General features: G+C 68.1%; 19 protein-coding genes. 12 read left to right on the top strand and 7 right to left on the bottom strand.

All coding sequences use genetic code 11. From position 1 onward, the window contains the following. Positions 1-2: 2 nt before the first annotated feature. Positions 3-2,618 (bottom strand): bifunctional diguanylate cyclase/phosphodiesterase, encoded by a 2,616-nt coding sequence (locus LQF09_RS17990; protein ID WP_270068611.1) that lies wholly within the window; start codon positions 2,616-2,618, stop codon positions 3-5. 232 nt (positions 2,619-2,850) lie between these two features. On the opposite strand from LQF09_RS17990, the gene trxA reads away from it, so the two are divergent. After that, entirely contained in the window at positions 2,851-3,228 is a 378-nt protein-coding gene (gene trxA / locus LQF09_RS17985; protein ID WP_002928802.1) for a thioredoxin, read from the top strand. Here the strand turns inward: trxA and LQF09_RS17980 are convergent. Further along, a complete protein-coding gene (locus LQF09_RS17980; RefSeq protein ID WP_270068610.1) occupies positions 3,219-4,151 on the bottom strand; it encodes a LysR family transcriptional regulator in 933 nt (310 codons plus the stop codon). The two genes, trxA and LQF09_RS17980, sit on opposite strands and share 10 nt — an antisense overlap. A 157-nt stretch (positions 4,152-4,308) precedes the next feature. On the opposite strand from LQF09_RS17980, the gene LQF09_RS17975 reads away from it, so the two are divergent. Together LQF09_RS17975 and LQF09_RS17970 are read left to right on the top strand one after the other, a co-directional pair. Next, a complete protein-coding gene (locus LQF09_RS17975) occupies positions 4,309-4,716 on the top strand; it encodes a hypothetical protein (RefSeq protein ID WP_002937905.1) in 408 nt (135 codons plus the stop codon). A gap of 72 nt (positions 4,717-4,788) precedes the next feature. After that, positions 4,789-5,262, top strand: coding sequence for a phosphate-starvation-inducible PsiE family protein (locus LQF09_RS17970; RefSeq protein WP_270068609.1), 474 nt, complete (start codon positions 4,789-4,791; stop codon positions 5,260-5,262). 18 nt (positions 5,263-5,280) lie between these two features. On the opposite strand, the gene LQF09_RS17965 is transcribed toward LQF09_RS17970, so the two are convergent. Continuing rightward, complete coding sequence (locus tag LQF09_RS17965; protein WP_002928812.1) at positions 5,281-6,225, bottom strand: ribose-phosphate diphosphokinase; 945 nt, start codon at positions 6,223-6,225, stop codon at positions 5,281-5,283. Positions 6,226-6,446: 221 nt separating this feature from the next. Here LQF09_RS17965 and LQF09_RS17960 point away from each other — a divergent pair, with 221 nt between their 5' ends. After that, positions 6,447-8,063: a SulP family inorganic anion transporter gene (locus LQF09_RS17960; protein WP_002928815.1), complete on the top strand. Its 1,617-nt coding sequence runs from the start codon at positions 6,447-6,449 to the stop codon at positions 8,061-8,063. Here LQF09_RS17960 and LQF09_RS17955 read toward each other — a convergent pair. Then, entirely contained in the window at positions 8,060-9,283 is a 1,224-nt protein-coding gene (locus LQF09_RS17955; protein ID WP_270068608.1) for an exo-beta-N-acetylmuramidase NamZ family protein, read from the bottom strand. The two genes, LQF09_RS17960 and LQF09_RS17955, sit on opposite strands and share 4 nt — an antisense overlap. Positions 9,284-9,288: 5 nt before the next feature. Next, complete coding sequence (locus LQF09_RS17950) at positions 9,289-9,909, bottom strand: DOMON-like domain-containing protein (RefSeq protein ID WP_270068607.1); 621 nt, start codon at positions 9,907-9,909, stop codon at positions 9,289-9,291. A gap of 289 nt (positions 9,910-10,198) precedes the next feature. Here LQF09_RS17950 and LQF09_RS17945 point away from each other — a divergent pair, with 289 nt between their 5' ends. The 5 genes from LQF09_RS17945 (at position 10,199) to LQF09_RS17925 (ending at position 19,933) form a co-directional block, all read left to right on the top strand. Then, complete coding sequence (locus LQF09_RS17945; protein WP_270068606.1) at positions 10,199-11,365, top strand: MFS transporter; 1,167 nt, start codon at positions 10,199-10,201, stop codon at positions 11,363-11,365. A gap of 82 nt (positions 11,366-11,447) precedes the next feature. Beyond that, entirely contained in the window at positions 11,448-14,222 is a 2,775-nt protein-coding gene (locus LQF09_RS17940; RefSeq protein WP_270068605.1) for a bifunctional diguanylate cyclase/phosphodiesterase, read from the top strand. 43 nt (positions 14,223-14,265) lie between these two features. Further along, positions 14,266-14,673 carry a hypothetical protein gene (locus tag LQF09_RS17935; RefSeq protein ID WP_270068604.1) on the top strand — a complete coding sequence of 136 codons (408 nt, stop codon included), beginning with the start codon at positions 14,266-14,268 and terminating at the stop codon, positions 14,671-14,673. Positions 14,674-14,954: 281 nt separating this feature from the next. Further along, the gene (locus tag LQF09_RS17930) at positions 14,955-16,265 is read left to right on the top strand and encodes a tryptophan--tRNA ligase (protein WP_270068603.1); all 1,311 of its coding nucleotides are present in this window, start codon (positions 14,955-14,957) and stop codon (positions 16,263-16,265) included. Between the two features lie 218 nt (positions 16,266-16,483). After that, positions 16,484-19,933: a transglycosylase domain-containing protein gene (locus tag LQF09_RS17925; RefSeq protein WP_270068602.1), complete on the top strand. Its 3,450-nt coding sequence runs from the start codon at positions 16,484-16,486 to the stop codon at positions 19,931-19,933. Here the strand turns inward: LQF09_RS17925 and LQF09_RS17920 are convergent. Further along, positions 19,836-20,765, bottom strand: a complete 930-nt coding sequence (locus LQF09_RS17920; RefSeq protein ID WP_002937887.1) for a LysR family transcriptional regulator — start codon at positions 20,763-20,765, stop codon at positions 19,836-19,838. The genes LQF09_RS17925 and LQF09_RS17920 overlap by 98 nt on opposite strands. Positions 20,766-20,949: 184 nt before the next feature. Between LQF09_RS17920 and LQF09_RS17915 the strand changes: the two genes are divergently transcribed. Beyond that, positions 20,950-21,885, top strand: a complete 936-nt coding sequence (locus LQF09_RS17915) for a sodium-dependent bicarbonate transport family permease (RefSeq protein WP_002928837.1) — start codon at positions 20,950-20,952, stop codon at positions 21,883-21,885. Here the strand turns inward: LQF09_RS17915 and LQF09_RS17910 are convergent. Continuing rightward, positions 21,830-23,212 carry an MFS transporter gene (locus LQF09_RS17910; RefSeq protein ID WP_002928839.1) on the bottom strand — a complete coding sequence of 461 codons (1,383 nt, stop codon included), beginning with the start codon at positions 23,210-23,212 and terminating at the stop codon, positions 21,830-21,832. The two genes, LQF09_RS17915 and LQF09_RS17910, sit on opposite strands and share 56 nt — an antisense overlap. Positions 23,213-23,532: 320 nt before the next feature. Here LQF09_RS17910 and LQF09_RS17905 point away from each other — a divergent pair, with 320 nt between their 5' ends. After that, positions 23,533-24,027 carry a PACE efflux transporter gene (locus LQF09_RS17905; RefSeq protein ID WP_002928841.1) on the top strand — a complete coding sequence of 165 codons (495 nt, stop codon included), beginning with the start codon at positions 23,533-23,535 and terminating at the stop codon, positions 24,025-24,027. 1 nt (position 24,028) lies between these two features. Next, a complete protein-coding gene (gene murB / locus LQF09_RS17900; protein WP_002928843.1) occupies positions 24,029-25,051 on the top strand; it encodes a UDP-N-acetylmuramate dehydrogenase in 1,023 nt (340 codons plus the stop codon). The last annotated feature ends 32 nt before the right edge of the window (positions 25,052-25,083 follow it).

Genomic DNA, 25,083 nt, shown 5'->3' with positions numbered 1-25,083 from the left:
TGTCAGGCGGCGGGCGGGCGGGGCTCCAGGCGGGTGCCGAAGACTGTGCTGGGTTCGGGGCGGCCGATCAGGTAGCCCTGGAAGCGGTCGCAGCCTGCGGCCGCCAGCATGTCGAACTGCGCCTGCAGTTCGACCCCCTCGGCGATCACGCGCAACTCCATGGTATGGGCGAGGGCGATGATGGTGCGCGCGATCGCCGCGTCGTTGGGGTCCGTCAACACATCGCGGACGAAGGAGCGGTCGATCTTGAGTGCGGTCAGTGGCAGCCGTTTCAGGTAGCTCAGCGACGAGTAGCCGGTGCCGAAGTCGTCGAGGGCAAAGCCGATGCCGAGCGCCCGCAACTGCTGCATGCGCTCGACCACCGTTTCGGTGTCCTCGAGCAGCATGCTCTCGGTGAGCTCGAACTTGATCCAGGCGCCTGGAATGTTGCGGGCGCCGAGTATGTCCGTCACCGTCGCGACGAAATCGGCATGGTGAAACTGGCGCGCGCTGACGTTGATGGCGATCTGGAGCGCGTGTTGCGGATAGGTCGCCGACCACGCCAGCAGTTGATCGCAGGCGGACTCGATCGCCCATGTTCCGAGGGCAATGATCAATCCGCTTTCCTCGGCCACGGGGATGAACTCTGCCGGTGGTACCTGCCCACGCTCGGGGTGACTCCAGCGCATCAGCGCCTCTGCGCCGACCAGCCTGCCGTCGACATCGACCACGGCCTGGTAGTGGAGATGGATCTGGCCCGCTTCCAGGGCGTGGCGCAGATCGGCTTCGAGGCCGGCGCGCGCGCTCAGCTTCACCGCAAGCTCGGGGCCGAAGAAGCTCAGGCAGTTGCGGCCCAGCGCCTTGCTCTGGTACATCGCCATGTCCGCATGCTTGAGCGCGGTTTCGGCAGTCCCTGCTTCCTGGCCGAACAGCACGGCGCCGATGCTGGCGGAGATATCGGCGTTGAACTTGTGTACCTGGTACGAGTGCTCGATCACCTGCAGGATCTTGCGCCCGATCTCGCCCACCTGCTGCCGGGCTTCGTCGGGGTCTTCGCTCAAGTCCTCCAGGATCACGACGAACTCATCGCCGCCCAGGCGGGCGACGGTGTCGCCGCTGCGAACCGCCTGCGAGAGCCGCCGGGCGACCTCGCGCAACAGTTCGTCGCCATGGTCGTGGCCGAGGGTGTCGTTGAGCACCTTGAAGTTGTCGAGATCGAGCAGCAGCAGCGCGCAGTGGCTGGTGCGGCGCCTGCCGGCCTCGAGGACATGGGCGAGACGGTCCATCAGCAGCCGCCGGTTGGGTAGCTGGGTGAGGGGGTCGAAGTAGGCGAGGGCGTGGATGCGATGCTCGGCCGTCTGCAACTCCTCCACCTGCAGTTGCAGCTGACCGGCCTGGGTGGCCAGCGCCGTCTGGTTGCGGCCGAGCAGGGTTCGCATCTCGTCGAGCGTGGTGCTCAGTTGGGCGAGCTCGGCGATGCGCGTGCGCAGTGGGGGCGGCCGGGAAAAGTCGAGCGCTCCGATGCGCTTGCCCTGCACTGCGAGCATCTCGAGCGGTGCAGCGATCGTGCGTGCCTGCCGCTGCGCGATGACGGCGGCGACGCCGATCAGAATGCCGAGTGTCGCGGCGATGGTGAGCCCGATGAGCGACCATGCCGGCTCGAACTCGCGGGCGGGGGCGAGAGTGAGTACCCAAAGGCGCTGCTCGCCCACCTCGTACGGTGTCATTGCCGCAATCCAGTCCTCCCCTTCCGAGTTGAAGCGGCTCGCCGAGAAGCGCGTACGGCCAGCCTGGCGCCACAGCGACAGCGCGTCGTTGATGCTGGGCTGGCCTAGCGCACTGGCGGGGAGCATCAGTGTGCCCAGCCAGTCGCTCTCGGCGATGTGGTCGGGGCGGCGTGGCAGCGCCAGCACCAGTTCTCCCTCGGTGAGCACGAGCGTGCTGCCGCTTGCACCGATGCGTGCCTCTCGCGTGCGCGTCGACAGTTCGGCAAGCAGGATGTCGAGACCGATCGCCCCCTGGCTGCCATCGCTCAAGCTGACGGCCTGGGAAACCGTGATGCCCGGCTGGCCGGTGGTGTAGAAGGTGTATGGGGGCGTCCAGTAGCGCATGGTGCCTGGGCGGACGGCGCCCTCGTACCAAGGCCGCGAGCGGGCGTCGTAGTCGAGCGTCTGCCAGTGCTCGCTACGATTGCCGGCAACGTCCTCCTCGACGATGAGGTGTTCGCTGCCCGTGCCTGGAAGGTCGGTGCTGCGACTGCGCCACCGTCCGTCAGGCAGGCGCAGCAGCATCCAGCCGCGGCCCTCCTCGTTGCCGATCACGATCGAGCTGATGTTGCGGACATGGCTCAGCAGAGGCTTGAAGTAGCGCTCGGCGGCCTGCGTGTCATCGAAGGGTGCTTTCTGTCCTGCAAGCCACTCGGCTGCCGAGGGCAGGATCTGGCTGGGCAGCTCGACCGTCTCGCGCAGCGTGTTTTCGACCAGGTCGGCGACGCGGGTGAACTCGCTGGCAGTCAGGCGTTCGTGAAGTGGCAGCACGATGAGCCCGACCACGGCAGCCATGACCGCCAGCAGGCCGCCCGTGACGAGCAGCAGCAGGCGTTTGAAGATGACGTCGCGGAGCGTGGCGGGGCGGGACATGCGGATTGCCGGATGAATATGCGGATTCAGTGTTTCTTGTCCCCATTATGGGCGCTGTCGCGCGGAACGTCATGCTGCTTGCGTGCCCTGCAGTGCATCCGGGGAAAACGAACCGATCGACCCGTGGCGCGTGGCTGGCGCCGCTCCTGCGAAGATCCATCGCGGTCGGTGAGCGAGGGAGCGAACGGGCTCGCGTGTATCATGCGGGTTTGACTTTTCTGGAATGGCTGTCATGTCCACGCTCGAGATCACCGCCGACAACTTCAACGACACGGTCGAACAGAACGCAATCGTGTTCCTCGACTTCTGGGCCGCTTGGTGCGGCCCCTGCCGCAACTTTGCACCCGTGTATGAGGCTGCGGCCGAGGCCAATCAGGATATCGTCTTTGGCAAGATCGACACCGAGGCGCAGCAGGATCTTGCCGCCGCATTCCAGATCCGCTCCATCCCCACCATCGCCGTGATCCGCGAGGGTGTCATGGTGTTCCGCGAGTCCGGTGCCTTGCCGGCGAGCGCGCTCGAACAGGTCATTCAGGGCGTGCGCGGCCTCGATATGGAGCAGGTGCGCGCGGAGATTGCAGCCCAGCAGGCAGGCCAGGCTCAGGGCTGACCTGCGCAGCCTGCCGCATCGTCGTTGGGCGATGCGTTGTCGAGAATGGCTTTCATGGCCCGGTGCGACAGCCTGCGTTCGGTGGTGATCGCGTACACCCGCGTGCGTACCGCCGCCATCTCACCGAGGCGCATCACACCATACTGTGCGCGCACGTAGGGTTCGATCATGGTCGGTGCTGCGAACAGTCCGGCGCCACCCTGGCCGAAGGCTTTCAGCAGTGCGCTGTCGTCGAACTCGGCGATCACGTCGGGCTGCAACTGACGCTCCTCGAACCAGCGCAGCATGGCCGCGCGGTGGGCGACGTCCTGACCCGGTAGCAGGAAGGGGGCGCCGTCCAGCATCGCGGGGAAGGTCCCCTGCAGGGTGGGCACCAACTCTGGCGCCGCGAATACCGTGAGCCCGCTTTCGGCGAGCAGGGTGCTGTGGCCGCGCACGCCGACCTCGGCGGGCATGGCGCGGTCGGCGATGATCAGGTCGAGCCGGCGCAGCGCGAGCTCGCCCAGCAGCTCGGTCAGTGGCGCCTCGCGGCACACCAGCCGCCCCGGCCGGTCGACGCGCAGCGCCGGCTCGATCAGGCGGTGGGCCACCGACTTGGGCATGCTGTCCGGGATGCCGATCCGGAACGGCAAGTCGCGGCGCAGCCCGTCGTCGCGCACGATCTCCACCACCTGCTCGCCCAGCGCGAAGATTTCCTCGGCGTGGCCGAGGATGCGCTCGCCCGCTTCGGTGAGTTCGAGCCGGCGACCGGCACGCCGGAACAGGGTCACGCCGAGCGTAGCCTCGAAGGTCGCGAGTTGGGCGCTGATTGAATGCGGTGCCAGGTTCAGCATCCGCGCCGCACCTGCGATCGAGCCCACACGGGCCACCATCCAGAAGTAGCGCAGGTGCTTGAAGTTGAGATCGATATTTGCGTTCGCCATGAGGTTCCATCCAAAAAATCGATTTCTGGCCTAATGGTAATCGACTTTTTATGAGAACTGTTCTCCGTTAAGGTCTGACTCACCTGCAGCACGCAGTGCATTCCGACCGGGAATGTCAGGCGGTTGCAGTGCTTCCGACACCACAGGAGACATCGCCATGCGCCACTACGAAGCCGACAGCACGCCCGCCGCCGCCCGCATCCTCGCCCTGACCGTACTGGCCGACGGCGGCCTGGATCGTGATGAGATCGATGCCGCAATGCGGACGGATCTCGCCCGCCGCCTGGGGATCGGTCAGCTCGAATTCGAACGCATCCTGCGCGAGTATTGCGACGACCTCATGCTGGGTGCACACTACATGGATGGCATGCGGCTCAGGCTGGCCGACGAGGTTCTCGATCTGGTTCTGGAAGACATCTCCGAACCGGCCCTGCAGCAAGCCTTGCTGCGCGCGATGCAGGACATCGTCAGCGCCGATGGCGTCGAGACGCTCGCCGAGGTCGAGGTTCTCGGGCGCGCGCTGGAGAAGTGGGGAATGAAGGCATCCCCTGGAAAACTCAACTGAGCGCCGCACGTCCGGCCTGCAGGTCCAACAGGGGGCAGGCCGGGCGCGGTCGGCAGGCATGGAGAGATCATCATGTCGGACAACTGGAACATGCGCGCCTCCGAGCACGACAACCACCTCGGCGAGCGCGTCGACGACCCCCTGATCGACCGCCTGCATTGGGTCATCCGCCAGGCGATCCGCGTGCTCGCGGTGCTGATGGTCGCAGTGATCCTGTGGACGGTAGCCGACGTCGTGCTCGTGCTCTACGAGAAGCTGTCCTCGCCGCCATTCCTGCTGCTCGATCTAAACGACATCTTCGTCGTCTTTGCGGCCTTTCTCGCCGTCCTGATCGCGATCGAGATCTTCGTCAACATCACGCTCTACCTGCGCGACGATGTCATCCACGTCAAGCTGGTGATCGCGACCGCGCTGATGGCGATCGCGCGCAAGGTGATCGTGCTCGACCTCAGTACGCTCGAGCCGATGTACCTGTTCGCCATCGGCGTCATCGTGCTGGCGCTGGGCGTGACCTACTGGATGGTGTCGCTGCGGCCCGACAAGTAAGCGGCCGGGCGCGTACGCTCACTCGAACAGGGCCCCTACGCTCTGGCCGCTGTGGATGCGCTCGATGGCGGCAGCAAAGAGCGGTGCAACATTGAGCACGGTGAGCTTGTCGAGGCGTTTTTCCGCCGGCAGGTTGACGGTGTTGGTGACGACGATGCTGTCGAGCGCGGCGTTGCGCAAGCGTTCGATGGCTGGGCCACACAGCACGCCGTGGGTGGCTGCCGCATGCACGCTCTTCGCGCCTGCCGCCTTGAGCGTGTCGACCGAGGACACCAGTGTGCCGCCGGTGGCGATCTCGTCCTCGAAGATCACCACGTCGCGGCCAGCGACCTCGCCCACCACATAGCCCTGCTTGACCGTGGTGTCCGATACCCGACGCTTGTCGATGATCGCCATCGGGATGCCCAGCTTCTCCGAAAAACGCCCGGCCCGCTTGGCGCCGCCCGCGTCGGTGGCGACCGCGACCATGTTGGACAGGTCATAGCGGTTGCGGAAGTGCTCGACGATGAGCGTCACCGCGGTCAGGTGGTCAACCGGCACGCTGAAAAAGCCGTGCACCTGGTCGGCATGCAGGTCCATGGTGAGCACGCGATCGGCGCCGGCAGTGTGCAGCAGGTCGGCAATGAGACGGCCGGTGATCGAGATGCGTGGCGCGTCCTTCTTGTCCGAGCGTGCGTACGAGTAGTAGGGGATCACGGCGGTGATGCGCTGGGCCGAGGCGCTGCGCAGCGCGTCGAGTGTGATCAGCAACTCCATGATGTGTTCGCTCACCGGTTCGGTGAAGGACTGGAACACGAACACGTCGCGCTCGCGCACGTTGTCCTGGATCTGCACCCGCAGGTTGTCGTTGGAGAAGCGCGAGATGTCCAGTTGCCCGAGCCGCATGCCCAGGCGCTGGCTGATGTCGCAGGCGAGGTCGCGGCTGGCGCTGCAGGCAAAAATCTGGAGTCCGTGCTTGATCATCGTGGCGATTCTCCGGTCGCGTCGGTCCGGGCGTGGCCGCGCGTCTTGGTGTAGTGGGCGGGGTGGCGTTCGCGTTGGGGCGGTGTCCTCCGCAATGCTACGACAAGACGCCCCTGCAGGCTTGCATCGGCGCTTCTTTTGCCACATCGTGGCGAAAAGAACGAGGCGGGGGGAGACAGCAACCGAGCAATCGGCCGCACCCGCCAGGCTGTCGATCGGGCATGGGTGAATCGATGGAGCAGGGGGCTTCCGCGCTGGCGCGGCTGAGGGGGGATTTCTTCGGGGGGCTGACGGCTGGCGTGGTCGCGCTGCCGCTCGCGCTGGCGTTCGGTGTCGCCTCCGGCGCGGGTGCCGCGGCCGGCCTTTACGGCGCGATCGTGCTCGGTCTCGTCGCGGCCCTGCTCGGTGGCACGCGGATGCAGATCTCCGGGCCGACGGGGCCGATGACCGTGGTGTTCGCATCGGCACTCGTCGCTGTAGGTGGCGATCTTGGCATGGCGATGGCGGCCGTGCTGGTGGGTGGGATCGTGCAGATCGGCCTCGGCCTGGTGCGTGCCGGGGCGCTCGTGCGCTTCATTCCCTACCCGGTCGTGTCCGGTTTCATGAGCGGCATCGGCGTCATCATCATCGCGCTCCAGCTGGCGCCCTTGCTCGGCGCGCCGCCGTCGTCCTCGCCACTGGGGGCGATCCTCGGCCTGCCCGGCGTGCTCGGCGCTTTCAACGGGGAGGCGCTGCTGCTCGGCCTCATGACCCTCGTCATCGTGTTCCGGACACCGATGTCGATCAGCCGCATCGTGCCAGCGCCGCTGGTGGCGCTGCTGGCGATGACCGCGCTGTCCGCCCTCGCCGGCTTCGAGGTCGCGGTGATCGGCGAGATCCCGGTCGGTCTGCCCGAGCTTGCGCTGCCCAGCTTCAGCCTGGAGACGTGGACGACCATCCTGGTGCTTGGCATCACGCTCGGCATGCTCGGTTCCATCGACAGCCTGCTGACCTCGCTGGTCGCCGATTCGGTGACACGCACCCGCCACCACTCCAACCGCGAGCTCATCGGCCAGGGCGTCGGCAACATGCTGTGCGCGTTTGCCGGCGGCCTGCCCGGCGCGGGCGCGACCATGCGTACCGTGGTGAACATCAAGTCGGGCGGGCGGGGACGGCTGTCGGGGGTCGTGCACGCGCTGTTCCTGCTCGCCCTGCTGCTCGGGGCCGGTCCGCTCGCGAGCGAGATCCCGCTCGCGGTACTGGCCGGGATCCTGATCAAGGTCGGGGTGGACATCCTCGACTACCGCTTGCTCAAGCTGCTGCGCAGTGCGCCGCGCGCCGACGTCGCGGTGATGGCGGCGGTATTCCTGCTGACTGTGCTGGTGGATCTGATCGTCGCCGTGGCCGCCGGCGTCATGCTGTCGATGGGGCTCATCATCCACCAGCTGGTCGCACAGGCGAGCCTGCGCATCTGGCCGGTGCCGCGCGAGGCCGGCGAGGGCGAGGGAGGTCGTGACGCCGACATGGAAAGCGGCGTGCGCGTCATCGAGGTCGGCGGTCCTTTCTTCTTCGGCTCCACCAGCCAGCTGCTCGACCGTGTGGACCAGGTGATCGGCACCCGGGTCGCGGTGTTCGATTGCAGCCGGGTGCCCTTCATGGACCTGTCGGCGCAGTTCGCACTCGAGGAGATGGTCGATCGACTGAAGGCGCAGTCGATCGCCGTGCTCGTCGTCGTGCCGCCGGCGATTCATGCCCAGCTGTTGCGCCTGCACGCGCCAAACCTGCCCGCGGCCCTGTTGCGTCACGACCTTGCTGCGGCGCTAGGCGAGGCGCGTGCGCTGGTCGCCCCCGCTGCCTAGCCCGGGTAGAGCATGAAGGGCGCGCGCGTCTCGAGCCAGGCCGCCTCGTCGGCGCAGGCAAGGGCGTCGAGGTCCTGTGGGCGTGCGGCGGGGTCGTCCACCCACTCGCGCAATACCGGCGAACCGTTGATGAGGTCGATGGCGAGGCGGTCGAACTCGTATTCGTAGCCGAAGTCGCGCCACAGCGCATAGTCGGGCTGAAGCCGGCGAATGGCCTTGAAGGCCAGCGCCTGTAGCCGCCACGGGCGGAAGGCATGGTGCGCGTAGTGTTCAGGCGCCTCGACATGGATCTGCACGCCGTTGCACAGGCGGCCCGCATGCTTGTGGAAGGTAGGCTCGAACCAGCAGTCTCGCAGCACACAGCCGCGCAGCCACTCGGGTGCGAGGGTACGCATCTCGGCGATCAGTGCGCGTGCGTCGAGATCGGGGGCGCCGAAGATCTCCAGCGGGCGTGTCGTGCCGCGACCTTCGGACAGGGTCGTGCCTTCGAGCATCACGGTACCGGCATAGCAGCGCGCCATCGACAGGTTGGGCGCGTTCGGGCTGGGGTTGATCCAGCTGCGTTCGCCCAGCGGCCAGCCGTAGCCGGGCGCTGCCTCGGGCTGCCAGCCCTGCATCGGAATCACGCGGCAGTCGACGTCGAGGCCCAGGGTGGCCACGAACCAGTTGGCGAGTTCGCCCATGGTCAGGCCGTGACGCATCGGCAAGGCACCGGCGCCGACGAAGCTCTCCCATCCAGGCTGTAGCGTCGTGCCTTCGACCGGCCGTCCGGCCGGGTTGGGGCGGTCGAGTACCCACACCGACTTGCCATGCTTCGCCGCTTCTTCCAGCACGTAGCGCAGGGTGGTAATGAAGGTATAGATGCGGCAGCCGAGGTCCTGCAGGTCGACCAGCAGCACGTCGAAGCTGTCCATCATCGCTGCGCTCGGCCGGCGCACTTCGCCGTACAGGCTGAACACCGGGATGCCATGCAGCGGGTCGCGATAGTCGGCCGACTCCACCATGTTGTCCTGCTTGTCGCCGCGCAGGCCATGCTGCGGGCCGAAGGCGGCCGATAGCGTGATGTCGGGCAAGGCACCGAGGGCGTCGAGCGAGTGCTTGAGGTCGCGGGTCACCGATGCCGGGTGAGCGAGCAGGGCGATGCGACGGCCGGCGAGCGGGCGGCGTAGCGCCGGCTCGGCGAGCAAGCGGTCGAGGCCGAACTGGATGAATTGGGGCATGCGGATCAGGGCTGGGAGCGCGTTGCGGTGGCCAGCGTGAGGACGAACGTGTCGCGGGCGTGGAAGTCGGGCTGAGCGGGGGCATGGCGTACCGCCCAATACTCGAGTTGACCGTCCTTGCGTTCAATGACGGCAGCCAGGCTGACCTGGAGGTCGGTCCCCGGCGGCACCGCCGGCAGCAGTCCGGCCGGGACGCGTGCCTCCAGCACCAGACTGCCCGCGTCGTGGGCGCACTGGATTTCGGGTGCCTGCTCGGCGGCAAAGCCGTCGACGCGCTGGCGCCAGCCCTGGAACGCGTACACCGCCCACTGGCCGCTGGGCGAGAAGTTGTACTCGCGGTAGGTCGGCTCTCCGGGCACCCCGAGGAAGACTTCGAAGCAGGTGTGCTGCCATAGGCCGTCGGCCGCGACGGAAGGCTGCGGCGCGGGAACGACGAGGCGGTCGATGCGGCTGTCGTCGAGACGGAACTCGAACACTGCACCGCCTTCCGGTGCGGCGTACATGGTGGCGAGCAGGTGGCCGACCGGGCCGCTGCCGGCAACGGCTGCATCTGGGCTGCTGGGGTGGGGGCGCAGGCCTACCGTGATGGTCGGAACCTTGGGGCGCTCTGAGGGGCTGTGGGACACGGTCTTCGGGCAGTGGGCGGCAAAGGCGCAATGTTAGCCGCTGGGCCTGCGCACGGATACAGCCCGCTCCGGGTGTGTCATCGATCACGCTCGGAAACACTTTTCGATAGCCTGGATGTTGCAACGCACAAATCCCTTGTGTAATATCGCACCTGTCTCCTCCACTCTCCTCGTGATGTGGATTCAGGCCCAGGCTCGAAAGCGCCTGGGCCTTTTTTTACGCCCGGCCCGGCGGGCAAGGGGTTTCCCCGCTTGAGAAGACGCCTGTTCTCGCGGCAGACTCCGCTCCATGCCCGCGTCGCCACTTGCCATCATCGTCCTTGCCCAGCTGTTCGGCACCCCGCTCTGGTTTTCCGCCAACAGCGCGGGCGGCGATCTCATGCTGGCCTGGGGCCTGAACAGCGCCGACATCGGCCGCCTGACCAACGCGGTCCAGTTCGGCTTCATCGTCGGCACGCTCGTGTTTGCGCTCACCGGCCTGGCCGACCGTTTTGCCGCCAGCCGCATCTTCGCGTGCAGCGCGCTCGTCGGCGCCGCGGCCAATGCGGGTTTTGCGTTGTTGGCGCAGGGTCTGGACGAGGGGCTCGCATGGCGTTTTGTCGTCGGCCTGGCGCTTGCCGGGGTCTATCCGCTGGGCATGAAGCTGGTGGTGAGCTGGGTGCCGGAACAGGCTGGCGCCGCGCTGGCCTGGCTGGTCGGCATGCTCACGCTGGGGACCGCGCTGCCGCATGGCGTGCGCGCGCTCGACGCCGGTTGGGGTTGGCAGCCCACCATCCTCGTGTCATCGCTGCTGGCGGTGGCGGCAGCGCTCATGATCTGGCGACTTGGCGACGGGCCTCATCTCGTGCGCCGGCGCGGCATGCCGCACCTGCGCCTGGGTGAGGTCGTCCTCGCCTTTCGTGCGCCGCGCCTGCGCGCATCTGCGCTGGGCTATTTCGGCCATCAATGGGAACTCTACGCGTTCTGGACGCTGGTGCCACTGCTGGTGACGGCGGCATGGGACGGCAAGGGCGGCGGGTCGGCGTTCGCGTTCGTGGCGATCGGCATCGGCGCTGCGGGGTGCGTGCTCGGCGGCATGCTCAGCCGCCGTGTCGGCAGCGCACGCGTGGCGGCGCTGGCATTGGCCGTATCGGCCCTGTGCTGCGCGCTCTATCCGCTGGCGAGCACCGCGCCGGCCGTGCTGGTGGGCGTGCTGATGCTGGTTTGGGGGGCGAGCGTGGTGGCCGATTCACCGCACTTCTCCGCACTTTCTGCGCAGGCTTGCCCGCAGCAGATCGTGGGCAGCGTGCTTGCGCTCCAGAATGCGGTAGGCTATGCATTTACGATGGCGTCCATCGAGCTTGCAACGCGCTTGTGGCCCTTGCTTGGCGATCGCGTCGCGTGGTTGCTCCTGCCCGGGCCGCTGCTCGGCCTGTTGGCGCTCCGGCCGTTGTGGCGACGCGGAGCATTGCGATGAACGAACTCCCCATTTTGGGTATGTTTCGCGCTATGGTTCGAGCTCCGACAGGCCGAGCGGGCGCATACATGCTTGCTGAGAGATGCATTCCCATCACCTGAGCTCCTTGAGTTCCCGACTGTGGCTCGTCATCGCGCTGGCGGTGCTGCCGCTGTTCGTCATGTTCGTGTTCGACTACCTCGGTCAGCGTGATCTGACGGTCAGTCAGGCCGAGCGCGACATGGCGCGCATGCTCGAGGCGGTGCAGCAGGAAGAGGCAATGGCCCTGCGCGCGGTGCGCAGCACGCTCGGCATCATGGCGAACTCCGACAACCTCGCCAGCCTCGATGCCGAGGAGTGCAGCGGGATTGCCTCGCGGCTGCTGTCGACACTGTCCGATTTCAACAATCTGGGGGCTGCACTGCCCGATGGCACGCTGTTCTGCAGTGGCTTGCCGCTGCAGGGCGGGGTCCGGCTCGACGATCGCCAGTGGTTCAAGGACGCGTCCGCCGGCAGCGACATCAGCGCTGGAGAGTATGCCGTCGGTCGTATCTCGGGGCGGCCGTCGATGGTATTCGGCTATCCGCTGCGTGACGGGACGGAGTTGCGCGCGGTGTTGTTCGCCTCGCTCTCACTGGCCTGGTTCGACCGCCTGGTTGCGGCCTACCGACTTCCTGAGGGCTGGGAGGCCATCCTGCTCAGCGACGCGGGCGAAGTGATTGCGCGTTATCCGGATGGCCACCCCTGGAAGGGCGTGCGCCTGCCGGAGGAGAAGCATGCCGCTTTCCTCGGCATCAAGACCGCAGCAGGTGGGGTCGGCGAGGTGGAAGGGCTCGAAGGCGCATTGCGCCTGTATGGCGTGCGGGGCGTGAGTTTCGCCGGTGACATGGTCGATGTCGTGATCGGGGCGCCTCTGGGGCGATCCCTGGCCGACGTTGATCGGGCCTTCTCGACACGGGTTGCGCTGCTTGCCCTGGTCGCCCTGATCTCGGCGCTGGCGGCGCGCTACGCCATCCGCGCCCTGATCGAGCGCTGGGCCGGCAGTACCCGCGAAGTGCTCGCGCGCATCGCCGAAGGCGCGCCGGCAACCTCCATAGCGCAGCCATCGGACGTGTTCGAGCTGAGGGCGGTCGAGGAGGGCATCGAGCGCATGGCCGTCGAGCTCGCACGCCGCGAGGCCGAACTGCGCCGCCTGTCGATGGCGGTCGAGCAAAGTCCCGAGAGTGTGGTGATCACCGACCCCCACGGACGGATCGAATACGTCAATGACGCCTTCTGTCGCGTGACCGGATACGCGCGTGAAGAACTCATCGGCCAGAACCCTCGCATTCTCAACAAGGGGAGGACGCCCGACGATACCTACCGCGAGCTGTGGGCGACGATCCTGCGTGGCGAGGTGTGGCGCGGCGAGTTCGACAATGTACGCAAGGACGGCTCCAGCTACACCGAGTTTGCCACGGTCGCACCGATCAAGAGTGCCGACGGCGTCATCACCCATTTCGTTGCGGTGAAGGAGGACATCACCCTGCGCCGGCAGTCCGAGGCCCTGGTGCACCGGCTCGCCTATTACGACGCGCTCACCGAACTGCCCAACCGGGCGCTGATGCGCGACCGCCTGCAGCACGCCGTGTTGTCGAGTGCGCATACCGGCGACTATGCGATGCTGCTGTTGCTCGACATCGACCGCTTCAAGCAGCTCAACGACACGCAGGGCCATGCTGCGGGAGACCGTCTGCTGCAGGCGGTGGCGCGGCGCCTGAGACAGGTCTTGCGTGAGGAAGACACTGCTGCCCGCCAGGGCGATGATGACTTTGCCGTCATCGTCGAGCATCTCGGCCGCGGCAAGGAGGAGGCGCTGATACGGGCGGAGGGCATTGCCAAGGAGATTCAGGCCGTCCTCGGGGCGCCCTATGACGACCTCGACGACAGTGGTCGTCCGCATTACATGTCCTTCAGCATCGGCATCACGCTGTTCCAGGGGCGCCAGTGGGCGATCGAGAACCTGCTCAAGCAGGTCGAGGTGGCGCTCTACATGGCCAAGGAAGAGGGGCGCAACACGACGCGCTTCTTCAGCCCGCAGATGCAGGCACGGGTGCAGGCCCACGCCGAGATGGAATCTGCGCTGCGCCAGGCCCTGGACGAGGGCGCCTTCCAGTTGTTCTACCAGCCTCAGTTCTGCCGCGACGGCAAACTCGTCGGCGCCGAGGTGCTGGCGCGTTGGCCGGTCGAGGGCGGGCGGATGGTGTCGCCGGCGGATTTCATCCCTGTTGCCGAGGACACTGGCCTGATCGTGCCGCTCGGCGGCTGGGTGCTCGACACCGCCTGCCGGCAGCTGGCGGCGTGGCAGGCGCAGCCGGGTACGCGCACGCTGAGTCTCGCCGTCAATGTAAGCGCGCGCCAGTTCCACCAGCCGGACTTCGTGCTCCAGGTCACGTCAGCGATGCAGCGCCATGGCATCATGCCTTCGGCACTCAAGCTCGAGCTGACCGAGAGCGTGATCCTTGGCACGATTGATGAGACGGTCGCGCGCATGGCGCAGCTGCGGACGCTGGGCGTACGTTTCTCGCTCGACGACTTCGGTACGGGCTACTCTTCGCTGTCCTACCTGCGCCGCCTGCCGCTCGACCAGATCAAGATCGACCAGTCCTTCGTGCGCGACATGCTCGACAATGCCGGCAGCGAGACGATCGTACTTGCCATCCTGGGCATGAGCCGCTCGCTCGGCCTGGAAGTGATCGCCGAGGGCGTGGAGACAGAGGCGCAGCACGCCTTTCTGCTCGAACATGGCTGCCAGCGCTTTCAGGGCTACCTGCTCGGCAAGCCCTTGCCGCTTGCAGCCTGGCCCGCGTACTGGCTGGACAGCTGCGCCGGCGACTGAGTCGTACGCACGCCGCCTCGAACCGCCTGTCTCAAGGAGCGTCATGAAACACCGCATCGTCATCGCCGGGACCTGCCTGCTCACGGGGCTTGCCGGCGTACCCGCCTGCTGGGCGCAGCCGTCGCTGGTGGATGGCGAAGCCATCGTCCTTCGTTGTGGGGGGATCGGTGCCGACGAGTCCACGCGCATGCGCGCCGAAGTATCGATGTACGCCCTCACCCTGCTGTACGCCACCGCGGGCGGCGCTTATCTTGCCGATGTCCATACACGGGTCGAGGAGCCTCTGGGCGGCCGTAGTGTCGAGGCCCCCTGCGGCCCTGTTGGCCAGGTGAACGTGCCCGAGGCGGGGACCTACCGTGTCATCGCCACCCATGAAGGGGGGCGCCAGGAGCATTGGGTGGAGCTGCGCCCGGGCGGCGGTGCAACCCTGTCCTTGCGCTGGGCGGATTGAGACGCAGGGAAAGTGCAGCCGCTGTGAGTCTGCTTGGGGAGGGTTGTGGCTGCGGCCTTCAGACCCTCGCGGCTGGCGCCGCTCCTACGCAGAACCCCGCGCTGCTGCCCTCGCTGTGGGAGCGGCGCCAGCCGCGAGCCTCCCAAGGCGGCACTCCATGTGGCGCCCTCGATGTCGTGATACGCCACGCGAATGCCGCGTGTTGAGACGCAAGCGCCTTATGCAACGCGTGCCAAGCCGTTAAACTCGCGGTCTTTGTCCAGTTTCAGCCGGAGCCAGCCATGACTGTGCAGCGCGTCCTCACCGGGATCACCACCTCGGGCACCCCCCACCTCGGCAACTACGCCGGCGCCATCAGGCCGGCGATCGCCGCCAGCCGCCACCCGGGCGTGGAGAGCTTCTATTTCCTGGCCGACTATCATGCGCTGATCAAGACGACCGACCCGCTGCGCGTGCAGCGCTCGACCCTGGAGATCGCCGCCACCTGGCTCGCCGCAGGGCTCGACACCGACCGCGTGTGGTTCTACCGCCAGTCGGACATCCCCGAGATCCCCGAGCTCGCCTGGTTGCTCACCTGCATTGCCGGCAAGGGCCTGCTCAACCGCGCCCACGCCTACAAGGCCGCAGTCGACAAGAACACCGCTGATGGCCTGGACCCGGATGCCGGCGTCAACATGGGTCTCTACATGTACCCGGTGCTGATGGCGGCAGACATCCTGATGTTCAAGGCGCATTCCGTTCCGGTCGGCCGCGACCAGATTCAGCACATCGAGATGGCGCGCGACATCGCCGGCAGTTTCAACCACCTCTACGGCGAGCACTTCGTGCTGCCCGAGGCGGCGATCGATGCCTCGGTGGCGACGTTGCCCGGCCTGGACGGGCGCAAGATGAGCAAGAGCTACGACAACACCATCCCGCTGTTCGCGCCCACGGCCGAGCTCAGGAAGCTCGTGTTCTCGATCGTCACCGATTCGCGGGCCCCCGGCGAACCGAAGGACGCTGACGGCTCCGCCCTGTTCGAGCTCTATCAGGCCTTCTCCCGGCCAGAGGAGGCGCGGGCGATGCGCACGGCCTTCGAGGAGGGGATCGCCTGGGGCGAGGCCAAGCAGGCGCTGTTCGACAAGATCGAGGCTACGGTGGCGCCGATGCGTGCGCGCTACGAGGAGCTGATCGCCGACCCGGCACAGATCGAGAAGCACCTGCTCGAGGGCGCGGCCAAGGCGCGCGCGATCGCCACCCCCTTCATCGCCGAACTGCGTCACGCCGTCGGCCTGCGCCGGCTCACGACGATGGCCCAGCCCGCCAAGGCCGCCAAGGCCAAGGCGACTACCCAGCCCCAGTTCAAGCAGTACCGCGAGGGCGACGGCCGCTTCCACTTCAAGCTCGTCGCTGCCGACGGCGCCACCCTGGTCGTCAGCGAGGGTTTCGCAACGCCGCGCGAGGCCGGCGCGCTCGTGACCTATCTCAAGCAGGGGGGCGAGTTCGAGGTCGCAGGCGACGGCGTGTTCGTCAGCGGTGAGCGCGTGGCCGCGCTTGTCGGCGGCTGCGCGGCGACCGGGCTGCGTGCTGCGCTCGCGAGCTTCGCCGAGTGATACGTAGCGGGGCGGCGCTCGGGTGCGGTGGCTGTCCAGAAGCGGTGGTTTGGTGGCCATGGGCGGTGTGGCGCAGCTGTAACAGTGTGCTTTCCCAGCCTTGAAATCGGGATAATTGGTGCGATGCAATATCCTGCCCCTCAGCCGTGAAGCGCCACCCACCGAAAGCCAACAAAGCCCCTCAGTCCGCACGCGCACCCGCCCTGGCGCCAGCGCCGATGTCGTCCGCGCCGGCGCAGGAACCGGCACCCGCCGCGCGCCGGCGGCGCCCCTGGCGCTTGTTTGGTGCGGCGGCCTTCCTGCTGTTTGTCGTCGCCCTGGTCGCGGGCGGCATCCTGCTTCGCCACGAGCTCGACACCTCCCGCCTGCAGGCGCGCGAGATCGCGCGCTTTGCCGCCCGCCTGGACTACGAACGCATTGCGGGGCCGAGTGAGGCCGTGCGGTATCCGCAGCATGGCCCCTTCGATCAGCGCTTGGGCTACACCGAACTGCCACGCTTCATCGAACGCCTGGGTGCGCGCGGCTTCGCGCTCACCACACAGACGCGCTTCAGCGATGCCTTGCTCGATTACGTCGGCCAGGGTTTCTTCCCGCCCTATCGCGAGAAGGCGCGCGCCGGGCTCGACGTGCTCGACTGCCGCGGCGACGCGCTGTACGACTTCCGCTATCCCTACCGTGGCTACGCCAGCTTCGAGGCGGTGCCGCCAGTCGTCGCCGAGGCGCTGCTGTTCATCGAGAACCGCGGCCTGCTCGACGAGTCGCGGCCGCTGCTCAATCCGGCGGTGGATTGGGTGCGCTTTGCGCGTGCCGCCCTCGGCCAGCTCGGCCGCATGGTCAGCGCCGACCTCGACGCGCCTGGCGGCAGCACGCTGGCGACGCAGATCGAGAAGTACCGCCACTCGCCCGACGGCATCACCCACGATGCGCGCGAGAAGCTGCGCCAGATGGTGTCGGCCAGTGTGCGCGCCTACCGCGAGGGTGAGCACACCCTGCCGGTGCGCCGCCAGCTCGTGCTCGACTACCTCAACACCGTGCCGCTGTCGGCGGCGCCCGGTCATGGCGAGGTCAACGGCGTGGGCGATGGGTTGTGGGTGTGGTTCGCGAGCGATTTCGAGCGCGTCAATGCGCTGCTGTCCGCGCCTGAGGCGCTCGACGAGCCCGAGACACTGCAAGCCCAGGGCATGGCGCTGCGCCAGATGGTGGCGCTGATGATCGCCCATCGCCGCCCGTCGTGGTACCTGATGGGTGGGCGCGAGGTGCTCACCCGCACCACCGACGCCTACTTGCGCCTGCTCGCCGAGGCCGGCACGATCAGTGCCGCGCTGCGCGACGCGGCGCTGGCGCAGCCCCTGGTGTACCGCGACCTGCGCGCCAACCCACCGCTGCGCCCGGCCAACCCGGGCAAGGGTACGACCGCCGTCCGCGCGCGCCTGGCCGGTATGCTCGGCACCTCGCTGTACAGCCTGGACCGGCTCGATGCCGAGGTGGATACCACGCTGCACGCCGGGCTGCAGCAGGCCGTCAGCGGCTACCTTGGCCGCCTGTCCGAACCGGCCTTCGCGCGCAGCCAGGGCCTGGTTGCCGACCGCATGCTGAACCCCGCCACGCTCGGCGCCGTGCGCTACAGCTTCACCCTGGTCGAGCGCACACCCGGTGGCAACCGCGTACGCGTGCAGACCGATACCACCGACCAGCCCCTCGACATCAACGAAGGCAGCAAGCTCGAGCTTGGCTCCACCGCCAAGCTGCGCGTGCTCACCACCTATCTCGAAATCGTTGCTGAGCTGCATGGCCGCCTGGCCGAGCTCGATGTGCCGGCGTTGCGCCGTGTCGAGGTTGACCGCCAGGACAACCTCACGCGCTGGGCGATCGACTATCTCGCCACGGCCCCAGACCGCAGCCTGCCGCTGATGCTCGAGGCTGCGCTCGAACGCCGCTTCTCGGCCAATCCGGGCGAGGGCTTCTTCACCGGCGGCGGGCGGCATACCTTCGGCAACTTCAACAGCAGCGACAACCTGCGCGAGCCCACCTTGCGCGAAGCGCTGCAGGCCTCGATCAATCTGCCCTTCGTACGCCTGATGCGCGAGATCGTGCGCCACACCATGTACCAGGTGCCCGGCAGTACCGCGCGCCTGCTCGAGGACAATGACGACCCGCGCCGCATGGAATACCTCGCCCGCTTTGCCGATCGCGAGGGGCAGACCTTCCTGCGCCGCTTCTGGCGCAAGTACCAGGGCCGTACGCCGGAGGAAATGCGCACGATGCTGCTCGACGGCCTGCGCCCCACCGCCGAGCGCCTGGCCGCGGTGTACCGCTACCTCGAGCCCGAGGCGCCGCCCGAGGCGCTGGCGACCTTCCTCGCCCAGCGCCTGGGCGATGCCCGCCTCACCGAGGGGCGGGTCGCCCAGCTTTACAGTCGCCATGCGCCCGAGGCCTGGGACCTGCCTGACCGCGGCTACGTCGCCCGTGTCCATCCGCTCGAGCTGTGGCTGGTCGCCCACCGCCTGCACAACCCGGACGGCACCTTCGCCGACGCCGTGGCCGCAAGCGCCGAAGAGCGCCAGGAGGTGTACCGCTGGCTGTTCCGCACGCGCTCGCGCAGCGCCCAGGACGTGCGCATCTTCACCATGCTCGAGGTCGAGGCCTTCCTCGATATTCATCGCCGCTGGGCGCGGCTGGGCTACCCCTTCGGCCACCTCGTGCCCTCGCTGGCCACCGCGCTCGGCAGCTCGGGCGACCGTCCGGCGGCGCTCGCCGAGCTCATGGGCATCATCGTCAATGATGGTGTGCGGCTGCCGACGCAGCGCATCGACCGCGTGCGCTTCGCCGTCGACACCCCTTACGAGACCGGTTTTGCGGTGCGGCCCTCGGCGGGGGACCAGGTCATGCCGGTGGAAGTCGCTGCGGCCTTGCGCGGCGCACTGTCCGAGGTCGTCGAGGGCGGCACGGCGCGCCGCCTGGCGGGCACCTTCCGCCTCGCCGACGGCAGCGAGCTCGCGCTGGGTGGCAAGACCGGCACCGGCGACAACCGCATCGTCGTCGGCGGCCGTGCCGGTGTGGCGCTCAATCGCACGGCCACCTTCGTCTTCTATCTGGGGCCGCGCCACTTCGGCTCGCTCACCGCCTACGTGATCGGGCCCAACGCGGCGTCCTACCGTTTCACGTCGGCGCTGCCGGTGCAGATCCTCAAGTCGATGGCGCCGGTGCTGCTGCCTCACCTGGAGTCTGAGCCCGAACTGGCGTGCGCGCCTGTCGACGATCTGGCGCTGCCGGCTCCTGCCGTGCCTGCGCCCGATGACGCCACGACAGCGGACCGCGTTGCGCCCCGCGAAAGCGAGGCGCTGGACGGGGAGGCTTTGCACGATGAGGATGCGCTGCGGGAGGATGACTCGAGCCTGCCCGTCAATGGCGATGACACGGCGCCGCCCGCCGACTACGAGGCGCCCGAGCCCGACCCGCCGACGCTCGCCCCCGAGGGGGACGAGGGCGTGACTGCGGCGCCAGGCCTCACCGATGCCGCCGACTACGAACCCACCCGCCTGCGCGTCGGTCGCATCGGAGGTGCCGAGCTCAGCGCCGCGCCGCAGTCAGCCGGGCTTGCGCCGTCCGGTTCAGCTCCGGCGCCCGCGCCTGCAGGAAGCGCAGGAAGGCTGCAGCGAGGGGGCTGAGGCGCTTGCCGGCAGGGTAGACCACCTGCCATTGCGACATCACCGGTGTGTCGACGACCTGTAGCACGGCGATGCCTTCATCCGCAGCGTGCGCCAGCGCATGGGCCGACAGCACCGACAGCCCCAGCCCGCCCGCGACGGCCTGCTTCACCGCCTCGTTGCTACCCAGCTCGAGGCGGGGGCGCAGCGCCATGTCGTGCGCAGCGAAGAAGTGTTCCGCCGCCTGCCGCGTGCCCGAACCCTGTTCTCGCAGCACGAATTCCTCATCCTCCAGCGCACGCACGGCGATGTCGATGCGCCCGGCAAGAGCGTGGTGGGTCGGGGCGATCACCACCAGCGGGTTGCTCAGGAAAGGGGTCGCCACCACCACGGGCACCTCCGGCGGCCGGCTCATGATGTAGAGGTCGTCCAGGTTGTCGGCGAGGCGGCGGACCACCGCATCGCGGTTGAGCACCACCAGCGACACCTCGACCGCCGGCCGCTCGCGGCGGAAGTCGCCCAGCAGGCGCGGGATGAAGGTCTCCGCGGTGCTCACCACGGCCAGGCGCAGGCGGCCGACCACGTCGCCGCGCAGTTCGGCGAGCGTCTCGTCGAGGTTTTCCAGCTCCTGCTCGACACGCTGCGCGGCACCCACCACGGCATCGCCCGCTGTGGTCAGGTGCAGGCGGCGTCCGACACGCTCGAACAGGGGCAACCCGACCTGCTCGGACAACTGGCGAAGCTGCCCCGACAGCGTGGGCTGGGTCAGGTGCAGGCGCTGGGCCGCACGCGTGACGCTGCCTTCGCGCGACACGGCGAGCAGCAGGCGGAGCTGGTGGAGGGTGAGACGCATGGCTGAGGTGACCGGCGCAGTAGCATAGATAAAAGACTATGTTAAACCTAAAAAGATACGATTTTTATCCATGTGTGCACTGCGGCAGAATGTGTCCGCTCGCTGCCTCTCGCCAGGTGAGGCGGGCCGCAGCCCAGATCACCAGGATGCACGCCTAGCGAGCATCTCCACAGGAAGCCACAACATGGTCGATGCCGTACCCTTCTTCTTCGCCCTCGGCGTTGTCGCCTCGCTGGTGCGCAGCGGGCTGCGCCTGCCGGCGGCAGTGTTCGAGACGCTGTCGATCTACCTGCTGCTGGCCATCGGCCTCAAGGGCGGCATGGAGATCGCGCGCTCCGAGAGCGCCACGCTGTGGGTCGATGCGCTGCTCGCGATCGGACTCGGCGCGGTGATCCCGCTCTTCGTCTTCCCGCTCTTTCGCCTGCGCTTCGGTCGCGCTGATTCGGCCTCGCTGGCGGCGCACTACGGCTCGGTAAGCATCGTCACCTTCGCCGTCGGCGCGTCGATCCTCGGCAGCCGCGGCATCGAGGTCGAGGGGCACCTCGCCCTGCTCGCCGCCCTCATGGAGGCGCCGGCGCTGATCGTCGCCACCCTGATGGCGCGTCTCGGCACCCAGGGTGCGGACGGGCGCACGACGACCGCGGCGCTGGTGCACGAGGTCTTCGCCAACAAGAGCGTCGTGCTGCTCGGCGGCGGCATCATCATCGGCTGGGTTGCCGGTCCCCAGGGTCTGGAGCCGATGTCGCCGCTGTTCGTCGATCTGTTCAAGGGCGCGCTCTGCCTGTTCCTGCTCGAGATGGGCCTGATCGCGGCCGACCGCCTGCCCGACCTGAAGAAGGCCGGTCTCTTCCTCGTCGGCTGCGGCCTTGCCCTGCCGCCGGTGCTGGCCCTGGGTGGCTGGGGTGTTGCCCAGCTGATGGGTCTGGGCGTGGGCGGTACGGTGCTGATGATGACGCTGGCCGGCAGCGCCTCGTACATCGCCGCGCCTACCGCAATGCGCATCGCCGTGCCCGAGGCCAACCCGGCACTGGGCGTCGCCGCCGCACTGGCGGTGACCTTCCCCTTCAACCTGCTGGTCGGGATTCCGCTGTATCTGTGGTGGGCGCAGGCGATGGCGTGAGGTCCTCGGCGCCGGTTGCCGACGGCAGGTCCGCAGCAAGGGCCTGTTCGGCGCCGTCCGCGCCGCCCTCGCCCGGATCTCCGTTCCGGTTCTCCGCGGTGGCTGAACGCTCCTCCGGGGCCACCATCTCGAGCACGGTGGGCGAGGTGCGCATCATGGCAGTGAATTGGGCGGGCTCATCGACGATCTCGTCCCGGGTGCGGCGGTACAGCAGCAGGGCGTAGATCGCCAGCGGGACAAAGGCGAGGCCCAGGTGCAGGGGCAGGGCGATGCTGCCGAACACCCCCATCAGGGCGCCGGCGACGGCAGGTCCGACTGCTGCGCCGAGCCCATGCAGGAATAGCACGCCAGTGTTGCCGGCGAGTATCTCGTCCTTGTGCAGGTGGTCGACGAGGTGCGCGACCACGATGGGATAGACGGCGAACGCCGCCCCGCCGAACACGAACAGGCCTGCCAGCGATACATGCTCGAGGTGGCCGAGCAGGGCGACCACGAGCCCGGCCGAGGCTGCGCCGATGGCCGCTACCGCGAGCGCCAGGCGGCGGTCGCCGGCGTCCGAGAAGCGCCCCATCGGCCACTGCAGCAGGGCGCCGCCGATGATCGCCGTGCTCATCAGCAGGCCCACCCCGGCCGCGTCCAGGCCGATGCCTTCGGCGTACAGCGGGGTCAGGCTCCAGAACGCCCCCATCGACAGCCCGGACGACAGCGCGCCGACGAAAGCTGCGGGCGCCGCACGCCAGATCAGGCCCAGGTCGAGCCGCGGTCGGGCGCCGATCTGCGGCTGTGGCAAGCGTGTCATCGTCACCGGCAGCAGCGACAGGCAGACGAAGATGGCCGCCACCGCAAACAGGGTGAACGCCGCCGGCGTGTCCAGGCGCAGCAACTGTTGGGCGCCGGCGAGCGCAGCGAGGTTGACCACCATGTAGATCGCGAACACCTGGCCGCGGCGCTCGGCCGCGGTCTGGTCGTTGAGCCAGCTCTCGATCACGGCATAGAAGCCGACCAGGCCGACGCCGGTCAGCACGCGCAGACCCATCCATACCCCGGCATCGACAATGAGGGTGTGGAGCAGGATGCAACTCGCCACCGTCGCGCCGAAGAAGGCGAATGCGCGGATGTGGCCCATGCGGCGGATCAGGCGTGGCGCGATGAAGGTGCCGAGAAAGAAGCCCAGGAAATAGGTCGAGCCGATGAGCCCGAGGGTGTTTGCCGAGAAGCCTTCCAGGCTTCCGCGCAGCGGGATGACCGTGTTGACCAGGCCCGAGCCGAGCAGCAGCAGGGCAATGCCCGACAGCAGGGCGCCGATGGGAACGAGGGTAGGGAGCATGGCAGCACAGGCTCGACTGTCCGCGCCGGATGGGTGCAGTCGCCGGAGCCTGCCGTTTGCATTTGGACAAAATAGTCTACCAGCCTCGCGCGGGTGGCGCTGCCTGTCCGTCCCACAGCATGTCGCGCCAAGCTGATCCCGCATATCAGCTTGGCGCGCTTGCCAAGGCCGGTGCTGCCGAGTCTAATAGCGCCCGAAACCCATTCGACGCGGGGACGACCCCGCCCGCCGTGCGTCCTGCATGGCGACCGTCGATGAACGGCGGGACGACCCGCCCTTCAGGTCTGTCGCCTCAGCGCGGCGGGCCGCAGGATTCCACCGTGTCTGCCAAACCCAAGCTTCGCTCCTTCCGGGACCGCCTGCGTCAGATTGCTTTGTTCGAGGTCGGCGGCCTGCTCCTGATCACCCCGCCCTTTGCCTGGCTGAGCGGCGTGCCGGTGACCGAGTCGATCGGCCTGCTCGCCCTCCTCGCACTCATCGCCGCGATCTGGAACGGGTGCTACAACACGAGCTTCGACTGGGTCGAGGGCCGGCTCACCGGCCGTACTGCAGACCGCCGGCCGTTCCGCCTGCGCTGCGCGCACGCGGTTGGCTTCGAGACCGGACTGCTGATGCTGACCTTGCCGGTGATCATGTGGTGGACCGGCATGGGCTGGCTCGAGGCCCTGATTGCGGACATCGTGCTGGCGATCACCTATACGGTGTATGCGTTGCTGTTCAACCTCGGCTACGACCGTGCCTTCCCCATCCAGCCCACCACCGCACCGCGTGCCGGGGCCGAGGACATGGGCACGGCCGTCGCGGCGGAGCGCTGAGATGGGCGAGGACGTGCGCAATGCCGACCTGGCAGGCCTCAACACTTTCGGCCTGCCGGCGCGCGCTGCGCGCCTCGTCCACGTGCGCAGTGCCGCGCAGCTGAAGGCCCTGATCGCCGAGCCGGCGTGGGCTGCCACACCGCGCCTCGTGCTCGGCAGTGGCAGCAACCTGGTACTCGCCGGTGACTTCGCCGGCACCGTGCTCAAGGTCGAACTCGCCGGCCGCCGCCTGGTGGCCGAGCACGCCGACGCCTGGGTCGTCGAGGCCGGTGCAGGGGAGAACTGGCATGCCTTCGTGCGCTGGACGTTGGAGCACGGCTGGCCGGGGCTGGAGAACCTGTCGCTGATTCCGGGCACGGTAGGCGCGGCGCCGATCCAGAACATCGGCGCCTACGGGCTGGAGCTGGCCGAGCGCTTCGACGCGCTCGATGCCATCGATCTCGACAGCGGTCAGGTGCGTACCTTCAGCCTGGCCGACTGCGGCTTTGCCTACCGTGACAGCGTGTTCAAGCGCGCCCCCGGGCGCTGGCTGGTCAGCGCAGTGCGGTTCCGCCTGCCGCGGCCGTGGCGGGCCGTCACCCGCTATGCGGACGTGATGCAGGAGCTGGGAGAGCGGTCCATTGCCACCCCCGCTGCGCTCGACATCTCCGATGCGGTAGTCGCCATCCGCCGCCGCAAGCTGCCCGATCCCGCGTTGCTCGGCAACGCCGGCAGCTTCTTCAAGAACCCGGTGGTGGATGCGGGGCTGTGCGCGCACTTGCTTGCCGCACACCCCGCCATGCCGCATTACCCGCAAGCCGACGGCAGCGAGAAGCTGGCGGCCGGCTGGTTGATCGAGCAAGCCGGCTGGAAGGGCCGCGACCTCGGGCCGGTCGGCTGCTACGAGCGCCAGGCCCTGGTGCTGGTCAACCGAGGCGGCGCAACCGGGGCCGACGTCGAGCGCATCGCGTGCGCCATCATGGCCGATGTCGAAGCCCGCTTTGGTGTCCGCCTGGAGCCGGAGCCGGTGTTCGTCCGCGCCTAGCCGCCTTCGACCTCTCGCGGCTTGCGCCGCTC

Source organism: Thauera sp. WB-2 (assembly GCF_027594845.1).
Lineage (GTDB): Bacteria > Pseudomonadota > Gammaproteobacteria > Burkholderiales > Rhodocyclaceae > Thauera > Thauera mechernichensis.
This window is presented reverse-complemented; position numbering and strand designations above follow the sequence as displayed.